The organism is Pirellulales bacterium (assembly GCA_036490175.1).
GTDB lineage: Bacteria > Planctomycetota > Planctomycetia > Pirellulales > JACPPG01 > JACPPG01.
In genome coordinates this window covers 21,874-28,459 of record DASXEJ010000137.1, presented here as the reverse complement: position 1 = coordinate 28,459, position 6,586 = coordinate 21,874, and the positions used below count along the sequence as shown (strand labels likewise).

Sequence of the window (6,586 nt, the reverse complement as noted above, 5' to 3'; positions counted from 1 at the left end):
GCCGATAAGCTAGAGTCGTGCGGCAAGCTGCTTGCCGACCAAAAAAACATGACGCGGGGTGGAGCAGCCCGGGAGCTCGCGAGGCTCATAACCTCGAGGTCGCAGGTTCGAATCCTGTCCCCGCCACTTAAGCCCTCGGATCGCATCTTGCGGCCCGGGGGCTTTTTTTTCGACCGATTCGGACAAGGTCGCCTGTACAGCGCGTCATCGTCCGCTTATTCAAGCCGGCTTTCGACGAGCGGCCCCGCTCTTCGGAACATCCTGTCACAAAACGGCCCCCAGGCCCGTCTCTCTTATAGCCGTATAATTCACCGCTAAATAGGAAGACCCGGTCATGCATGCCTCGCAGGTACCGTCGCGCAGTGGCGACGCCACGCACGCAGATGTCATTGTCGTCGGCGGCGGTCTGGCCGGAATGACGGCGGCCGCTCTAGTAGCACGGGCAGGCCGGTCCATCGTTGTACTGGAGCAGGCTCAGCACTTTGGGGGACGGGCCGCAACGAACGTCATGGAGGGAGTGCGTTTTAATCTCGGAGCCCATGCCCTGTATGCCGGTGGCCATGCGTGCCGGCTCTTCAACGATCTGGGGGTGCCGTTCTCGGGGCACTTTCCCAGTCCGGGCCGTCCCTTGGTGGTGTCACGGCGCGGCGCCTTTCGCATTCCGTCCGGTTTGCGGTCGCTCGTCTGCTCGTCGCTGCTTTCGGTGGGCGAGAAGATGAGTCTGGCGCGTCTCTTTACCACAATCAAGCGGCTCAACACGCGTCTGTTGGATCACGTTTCGGCCCAGGATTGGATCGAGCGGACGGCTGGCCGTGGAAATCTTGCCTTGTTGCTGGGGGCTTTGTTCCGCGTCAGTACTTACGTGGCGGATCAAGAGCGACTGTCAGCCGGCGCCGCCCTCGATCAGCTCCGCATGGCCTTGGCCGACAATGTGCTCTACCTCGATGGTGGCTGGCAGACTCTCATTGACGGGCTGCGCAAGGTTGCCGCCGACCACGGTGCAGAGTGTCGAACGAGCGTCCGAGCGCGAACGGTTGAAAATCTGACGTCGTCCGTACGGATACATCTGACCGACGGCACGGAGCTGTGCGGTGGATCGGTGATTCTGGCGGTTCCCCCAGATACAGCCTGCTCGTTGCTGGGAATGACGAGCGATGGTCCGCTACGCGAGTGGTTGTCTCATCAGGAACCGGTGCTGGCCGCATGTCTCGACATAGCGCTGTCGCGTCTGCCGCGCCCGGGCGACCGTTTTGCACTCGGTTTGGACCTGCCAACCTACTTCTCGGTGCATTCGGCCGCCGCGCGGCTCGCTGCTGACGGAACGGCCGTTGTGCATCTGATGAAATACTTGCGGGCCGACGCCGACGAGCCCGCTGCTGCGATCGAGGCCGAACTGGAGGACCTGCTCGACACGGTACAACCTGGCTGGCGACCGCACGTCGTCGCGAAGCGATTCTTGCCGAAAATGACCGTGGCTCATGCGCTGCCGCGCGCCGACGAAGGAGGACTTGCCGGGCGCCCGAAGCCATCACTGGCCGGCTGGCCGAACGTTTTTGTCGCTGGCGATTGGGTTGGACCCGAGGGCATGCTGGCCGATGCCGCGACCGCCAGCGCCGAGCAAGCCGCGCGATGCGCGCTGGCGGTCTTTGACGACCGACATGCTCATTTGATTGTTGCGAGTCAACGGGAGGATGTACTCGATGGCAGCCGGTAGCACGGTATTCGAAGAGCAGCGGCCACGATTGGCGCAGTTGGCTTATCGCATGCTCGGCTCCCTGGCGGACGCTGATGACGTCCTACAAGAGGCGTACGTGCGCTGGACGCGTGAGGATCGCAGCGACGTCAAGTCGGTCTGGGGCTATTTGAGCTCGATCGTCGTGCGGTTGTGCATCGACCAGCGACGCATCGTCGAGGCGCGCCAGCAGAGCTACGTGGGGCCCTGGCTGCCCGAGCCGATGATCGACGAAGGCCAAAGCGACCCGTCTGCGACATTGGAAGCAGCGGAATCGGTATCGCTCGCCTTTATGGTAGTCTTGGAAAGCCTGTCTCCCGTCGAGCGCGCGGCCTATTTGCTGCGACGCGTTTTTGATTTCGGCTACCCCGAGATTGGCAAAGTTCTCGACAAGTCGGAGCCCAACTGTCGGCAACTTGTGCATCGCGCTGAAGAATCCATTCGAGATCGTCGGCCGCGCTTCGTGGCCGACCAACAAGACGCCGAACGTATCGCAAGCGCTTTTCTCAGCGCCTGCGCCAGCGGCGATCTCGACGGCCTAATCGGATTACTTGCGGCCGACGCCGTGGTCTATAGCGACGGTGGGGGCAAGGTGCCGGCCGCACGCACACCTATTCGCGGCGCACTCCGCGTGGCGCGATTCTTCTTGGGCGTGACGAAGAAGGCACCGCCGGGCATGGAGGTGCGTCGCGTGCGCGTCAATGGCCAGCCTGGCCTGATGGCACTATCCGATTACCAAGTGGTCACCGTGCTCACATTCGACATCTGCGACGGCCGGATTGTCACCTGCTATGCTATCCGCAATCCCGAAAAGCTCGCGCGAATACGCGTCGAATAGGTATTCTATAAAGGGCACGAACGCGCGCCGGGATAGATCGTGGCTCGGGACTCGCTAAGCCTGCGGCACGTCCTTGTTGACGTGGGCAGTAGCCACTTCGTGATTGGCGACGGGCGAATCGTGTGCGGCAGCGGGGCCGGTTGTTTTTGCCGAATCCACCAGCGGCAGAAAGACGACGAACTCGCAGCCTTGTCCCAGCCCGTTGCTGTTTACCGAAACCATGCCGCCGTGCATGTCGACGATCGGTTTGATGGCGGTCAAACTAATACCCAGACCTCCGCTCTCTCTAGCTAGCGAGCCGTCCAGTTGGGAATTCAGATTGAAGACGCGCGGGATCGCATCCTCAGTCAGGCCGACGCCCGTGTCTTTGACTTTCAGCACTGCGGCACCGTCGCGCTCTAGGGCCGTGAGCCAGATCTGACCGCCCGGATTCGTCGATCGAATGGCGTTCATCAACAGGTTGTAAACGACCCGTTCTAAACGGACGGCATCGCCATTGACCGGAATGGCCTCCTTGGCCAACGAAACGTTCAGCTCACGGCCTGACTGCGCGGCCACCGAGCGGACCGTTGCGACCGCCTTACTGGCAATCTGCGCCAAATCCAACGGCACTTTGTGAAGCTGCATTGCTCCCTGATTGTGTCGGAACGCATCTAAGAGATCATCGATCAGGCGACCCAGCTTTGTCGTTTCTAGCTTGACAACGTCCATTGCGGATTCCATTTCGGACGCGGTCGCCGCCACGCTATGGAAGGAGGCTGCGCTGGCGATCGGCACCAGCGGACGACGTAACTCATTGGCCACAAGCGCGAGAAAATCCTCACGGCGAGCATCCACGCCGCGCATTTCGTCTGTTAGATGGAGAAGCTCCTGTTGAAGTCGGGCGCGATCCAGTTCGAGTTCGCGCGCCTTGCTATCGAAGAGTTGCTCACTTTCCTCTGCTTGATGCCGCGCACGGCGAAGCATACCGCCCAGTACCACGACCAGCAGTCCCAAGCTTACGAAAGTCCCGATGGCGATAAGATTATGCGCTTCCGAGACGGCAAGAGATCGGTGCGGAGGAAAGAAGCACCACATAACCAGCGGCACGCTGCCAAATAGAACGGTCAGCGAAGGTCCTACACCGCTTATTGCAGACACCACGATGAGTGTCGCAAAGTACGTCATAAAGGCCTGGCGATCACCCAGCAGGGGGTTCAGCGCCAACCGCACGAGAGTCGCAACGGCAAGACTCAGGATAGCAAGACCGTACGGTTGAAGAGCTTTCCACAAATGACGTTCCGACGTGGGATAAACACTCATGCCTACAACGCAGCCTCCGACTCGAGATGCACCCTGCTAAGTCAATGACCCGATGGTACGTAAAGCAACCTCGACCGACCACCGCCAAATGGCAGTGCCTGAGCGAGAATCGCTTTTTGGGTTTTTGCTCCGCGCGAAGAGAAACTCCATTCTAAATGCCGCCTCCGCCCGGGGCAAATAATTCGTCATAAAACAGCCAGGGGTTAGGGTTTGCCAGCGGTCATTCCTCGTTGTCCGTAGCCCATTGGGGGTAGGCAGGATTACCTTGCATCCGGCCGCGGCAAGGAATGAACAGCTAGTTTTTCAGTTGTCGTGCATCGGAACAATTTCTAGCTGGATCGCGCGGCGTTTTTCTCGCCCGGCGGCAACTTAACTTGTAGATCGCCGCTGTATTGCTGTGGCGTCGCCCCATGTTCATGCCGAGGGAGAGCCAAGAAAGTAAGCTTCCGTCGGGCACATAATCGCATCGACTTGGGGTGCCCCTCGCCGCCATTATTCGAGCCCCCGGCGCGAAATGGCTCCTCGCTATTGGCTTGTCGAGATAACGTACACGTGGCGTGTTCTGGCGTGCTACCCAAGTAGAGATGGATGCCCTGCCGTGAGACCGTTAGACAGGGTCATGGTAAGGCGAACGATCGCGCCCGAATTGTGAAGTTCGAACGTCAGCGGCGCTAGGGCCGGTTACATGCGGTCCCTAGCAGACGTTTTAAGCCAGGCGGCGATATCCAAGTTGCGAGGGCACGAATCGATCGAGCGTGACGCGCCTTTCTCGTCAAAATGCAAGCTGTTTAACGCATGCACGCAGTACCGTATGGATCGTGTTATAATTCCACGCGAGGTGCCAACTCCTGCCGGACGGCACGGCGCAGGAACCTTTCTCAATGGGAGGACTCAGGGTATGCCAATCGGAATATCATCGTTCACGCGACGCCGTTTCCTGGGAAGCGTCGCTGCGAGCGCCGCTCTCTTTACCGTACGCGGTGCCCTGGCCGAAGAACTGACTTTGACGCCGCGTCAAACCGAAGGGCCGTTTTATCCTGATAAGCTTCCGCTGGACACCGACAATGATCTATTGATTATTAACGAGGGGATTACCCCCGCCGTCGGGGAGATCACTTACCTCAGCGGCCGCATCCTTGACGCGGACGGCGAGCCGATCCGCAACGCGCTGGTCGAGATTTGGCAAGTCGACAGCCACGGCGCCTACATTCATTCGCGCAGCGGCAATCGCGACGCGCACGACGGTAACTTTCAGGGCTTTGGTCGATTCCTCACTGGCTCAACGGGCGACTACTGCTTTCGCACGGTCAAGCCGGTGCCCTACCCCGGGCGGACGCCGCACATTCACTTCGCCGTCAAAACGAAGGGGCGCGACAAGTTTACGACGCAGTGTTACATCAAAGGCGAGCCGGGCAACGAGCGCGACGCCGTTCTCAAAGGAATTCGCGACCAGCAACTACGAGACTCGATCATCATCGATTTCTCGCCGATTCCGAACTCGCGCATCGGCGAGCTGGCCGCGCGATTCGACATCGTTCTGGGAGTAACGCCCGAGGATAAGGCGTAAGCTCAAGCGCCCGTACAAGCCCAGTTTGAACGTGACGAGTCCCGAGGCAAAATTTAACGTCGTCCGTCAGGACGCCGCGCGGTCCGCGACTCGGTGGCGCCCTTCGGTGGCTGGCCGGGATTCGCGTGAGAGGGATCGTGTCGCAAAGATCGGGCTGCCGTCAGCATCGCCTTCGCGCGCGATGCGTTGTTCGGCGCGTTTGATGGCACGCTAAGCCTCCACTTCGTCAACCACCGCAAATACGACCGGGCGTGCCACCAGGCGTCGCGCGATAAGGTGCGGCGACTGGCACGCTGCTCGAAGTGGTAGCAATACGTCTGCCCGTGAAACTTGACCTGCCAGCCGGCGCGGGCCATGCGCAGGCACATGTCGACGTCCTCGAAATACTTCGCGTAACCTTCATCGAACCGGCCCACGTCACGCATGGCATCGCGTCGAACAAGCATAAAACAGCCGCTAATCCAATCGCAGTCGAAGCTGGTCTTTGTGTCTGAATCTTGATAGAGGTGATCCCGTAGCTCGCCAGCATAAAACCTTGCCAGGCCCAGCCGACGCGCGGCAATGGCGCGCCAGGTGGGAAATCGTCGCGCTGGATATCCGTATGTGCCGTCGGGATGATAGATTCTGCAGATGCTGATTCCGCAGCCGCTGTTGTCATCCATGAATTTGACCATCTTGGCGATGCACTGCTCGCCGACATCGAAATACATGTCGGTGTTGAGTAGCAGCGTATAGCGAGCATCGCTCGCCGCCAGGATGCGATTCAGATTCGCCGCATAGCCAAGACGTTCAGCGTTGGCAACGATCTTGGTGCGCGGGCAATAGTCGGCGTAGCTTGCCACGCCCTCGGGCGAAGCATTGTCGACGAGGATCAAGCGGAGCGTCAGCCCGTCGGCCGAACCGGCCAACGATTTCACCAGCGGCAGCATGTAATTCTGCTCGCCGGAGTAGATCACCCCTACGTCTAGGTCCACGATAGCCGATATCATTGTCGATGGTCTTCGCGCGCCAGGAGACGGAGTAACCACATACCGCTTGCTTGTGACAATGTCGGCCGACAGTGGCAAAGACATAGACTCTTCCTTCAACAGGCGACTTATAACGCGGCCACGGCACGGCCGACGGTCGAATCGCGGGGCGTAAAGTA

At 59.9% G+C, this 6,586-nt stretch carries 5 protein-coding genes and 1 tRNA gene; 4 read left to right on the top strand and 2 right to left on the bottom strand.

The window, feature by feature from the left end; translation table 11 throughout:
* The first annotated feature begins 52 nt into the window (after nt 1–52).
* From VGG64_10475 to VGG64_10465, 3 genes are all read left to right on the top strand, one after another.
* A tRNA-Met gene (locus VGG64_10475) sits at nt 53–126 on the top strand.
* A 208-nt stretch (nt 127–334) separates the two neighbouring features.
* Nucleotides 335–1,714 carry an FAD-dependent oxidoreductase gene (locus tag VGG64_10470; protein ID HEY1600018.1) on the top strand — a complete coding sequence of 460 codons (1,380 nt, stop codon included), beginning with the start codon at nt 335–337 and terminating at the stop codon, nt 1,712–1,714.
* Nucleotides 1,701–2,570: an RNA polymerase sigma-70 factor gene (locus VGG64_10465; GenBank protein HEY1600017.1), complete on the top strand. Its 870-nt coding sequence runs from the start codon at nt 1,701–1,703 to the stop codon at nt 2,568–2,570. Before VGG64_10470 ends, VGG64_10465 begins: the two co-directional genes overlap by 14 nt.
* Before the next feature lie 54 nt (nt 2,571–2,624).
* Here VGG64_10465 and VGG64_10460 read toward each other — a convergent pair whose 3' ends face one another.
* Nucleotides 2,625–3,872, bottom strand: coding sequence for an ATP-binding protein (locus VGG64_10460; protein ID HEY1600016.1), 1,248 nt, complete (start codon nt 3,870–3,872; stop codon nt 2,625–2,627).
* A gap of 898 nt (nt 3,873–4,770) precedes the next feature.
* Here VGG64_10460 and VGG64_10455 point away from each other — a divergent pair.
* The gene (locus VGG64_10455) at nt 4,771–5,439 is read left to right on the top strand and encodes a protocatechuate 3,4-dioxygenase (protein ID HEY1600015.1); all 669 of its coding nucleotides are present in this window, start codon (nt 4,771–4,773) and stop codon (nt 5,437–5,439) included.
* Between the two features lie 53 nt (nt 5,440–5,492).
* Here VGG64_10455 and VGG64_10450 read toward each other — a convergent pair whose 3' ends face one another.
* On the bottom strand, nt 5,493–6,512 hold the full coding sequence (locus tag VGG64_10450; protein HEY1600014.1) for a glycosyltransferase family 2 protein: 1,020 nt from the start codon (nt 6,510–6,512) through the stop codon (nt 5,493–5,495).
* Nucleotides 6,513–6,586: the final 74 nt, after the last annotated feature.